General features: G+C 75.0%; 2 protein-coding genes. One reads left to right on the top strand and one right to left on the bottom strand.

Going from position 1 to position 1,925, the window contains the following annotated elements:
• A partial coding sequence (locus tag FJ251_15985) for a metal ABC transporter permease (protein MBM4119200.1) occupies window positions 1–697 on the top strand: 697 nt, incomplete at its 5' end.
• Here the strand turns inward: FJ251_15985 and FJ251_15980 are convergent.
• On the bottom strand, window positions 685–1,863 hold the full coding sequence (locus tag FJ251_15980; GenBank protein ID MBM4119199.1) for a class I SAM-dependent rRNA methyltransferase: 1,179 nt from the start codon (window positions 1,861–1,863) through the stop codon (window positions 685–687). The genes FJ251_15985 and FJ251_15980 overlap by 13 nt on opposite strands.
• Window positions 1,864–1,925: the final 62 nt, after the last annotated feature.

Here is a 1,925-nt window from a genome sequence, read left to right as displayed (position 1 = left end):
CCCCGCCGCCCTCGGCGCCACCGCGGGCTTGCTCTTCGGCGTCGAACTGGAGAGCCGTCCCGCCTACTTTCTCGGGCTCGCCGCCTCCCTCGGGGCGGCGGGCCTCTTCGCGCTCTCGCGCCAGCACCTGCGGCGCGTGCCGCAGGAAGCGGTGATCGGCATCGCCTATGTCTTCGCCTCGAGCGCCGCGCTCATCATCGCCGCGCGCAGTCCGCACGGCGCCGAGCACGTCGAGCAGATGCTGGTCGGCGCGCTGCTCTGGGTGAGCTGGCAGGAAGTGCTGAAGACGGCGCTGGTCTACGGCCTGCTCGGCGCCCTGCTCTGGCGGGTGCACGGGCCGCTGGCCCAGCTCAGCGCCGACCCCGAAGGCGCGCGGCAGGCGGGGCGGCGGCTCGCCCTCTGGGACTTCCTCTTCTATGCGGTCTTCGCGCTCGTCGTGACGAGCTCGGTGCGCATCGCCGGCGTGCTGCTCGTCTTCAGCTTCCTCATCGTGCCCTCGGTGTTTGCGGCCTTGCGCGGCGCGCAGGGCGCGCGGCGCCTGGGCTACGCCTGGAGCTTCGGCATCGCGACCAGCCTGGCCGGCATGCTCGTCTCCTACTGGCTGGACCTGCCCACGGGCGCGACCGTGGTCGTCGTGATGGGCCTCGCGCTCTTCGCGACCAGCCTGCTGCCGGCGCCGCAGGCTCAGTCGAGCTGAAGGGCGAGCACGCTGAGGTAGCGCGTCTCGGGCATGCCGGGCAGCACCGGGTGATCGCCGCCCTGCCCGCCGCGGTGAATCACCCGCGCGTGGCGGCCCGACTTCGCCACCGCGCGCAGCACGTGGCCCTGCCAGATGTGCTCCTCGACCGGATAGGTGCAGGAGCAGGTGAGCAGGATGCCGCCCGGCGCCACGCGCCCGGCGGCCTTGCGGTTGAGGTGAGTGTAGGCGCCGAGGGCGCTCTCCGCCTCGCCGCGCTCCTTGGCCAGCGCCGGCGGATCGAGGACGACCAGATCCCACTCGCCGTGCGGCCAGCCGGCCTTGCCCTTGCCGCTCTGCATCAAGTCGAGCGCGGCGAAGCGGCAGCGCTTGCCGAGGCTGTTGGCGAGAGCGCTCCGGCGCGCGAGGGCGAGGGCCGCCTCCGAGCGATCGAGGCCGAGCACGGCCTGGGCGCCGCCCGCTGCGGCCTGCAGCGCGAAGCCCCCGCTGTGGCAGAAGAGGTCCAGCACGCGGCGGCCGCGCGCGACGCCGCGCAGCCAGGCGCGGCTCTCGCGCTGATCCCAGAACCAGCCGCCCTTGAGGCCGCCCAGCGGATCGATCGCGAAGCGGAGTCCGCCCTCCTCGGCCCAGGCCTCGGCCGGCAACGCGCCCTGCACTTCGGGCGCGAGTTCGGCGAGGCCCTCCTTGCGGCGCACGCCGGCGTCGCGGCGCAGCACGAGCCCGGTGACGCCGGGCAACGCGAGCAGCGCGCCCGCGATCGCCGCCGCGTGCGCCTCGCTGGCCGCCGAGGCGAGTTGCGCGACGAGCAGGGCGCCGAAGCGATCCACCGTGAGCCCGGGCAGGCCGTCCGCCTCGCCGAAGACGAGCCGGTACTGCGGCGCCGCAAAGAGCCGCAGGCGCAGGTCGAGCGCGCGCTCCAGCGCCTGCGGCAGGTGCGTCGCGAAATCCAGCGGGCGGCGCGCGAAGAGCCGCGCGCGGATCTGCGACTGGGGATTCCAGAGCGCGCTGCCCAGCGCCTCGCCGCGCGCGTCGACGAGCAGCACGCTGTCGCCGGCGGCGAGCCCATCCGGCGCGGCGGCGATCTCGCCCGCGTAGGCCCAGCAGTGGCCGCGGCGCAGCCGGCGTTCTTCGCCGGGCAGCAGGGTGACGACGGGAAGCTCGGCCATGCGGCGCCTCGATCGGCTGGGGTGGGCCGCGAGCATAGGCGCGCGCCCAGCGGGCTTCAAGC

This window comes from bacterium (genome assembly GCA_016873475.1).
In the GTDB taxonomy this organism is placed as follows: domain Bacteria; phylum Krumholzibacteriota; class Krumholzibacteriia; order JACNKJ01; family JACNKJ01; genus VGXI01.
This window is presented reverse-complemented; position numbering and strand designations above follow the sequence as displayed.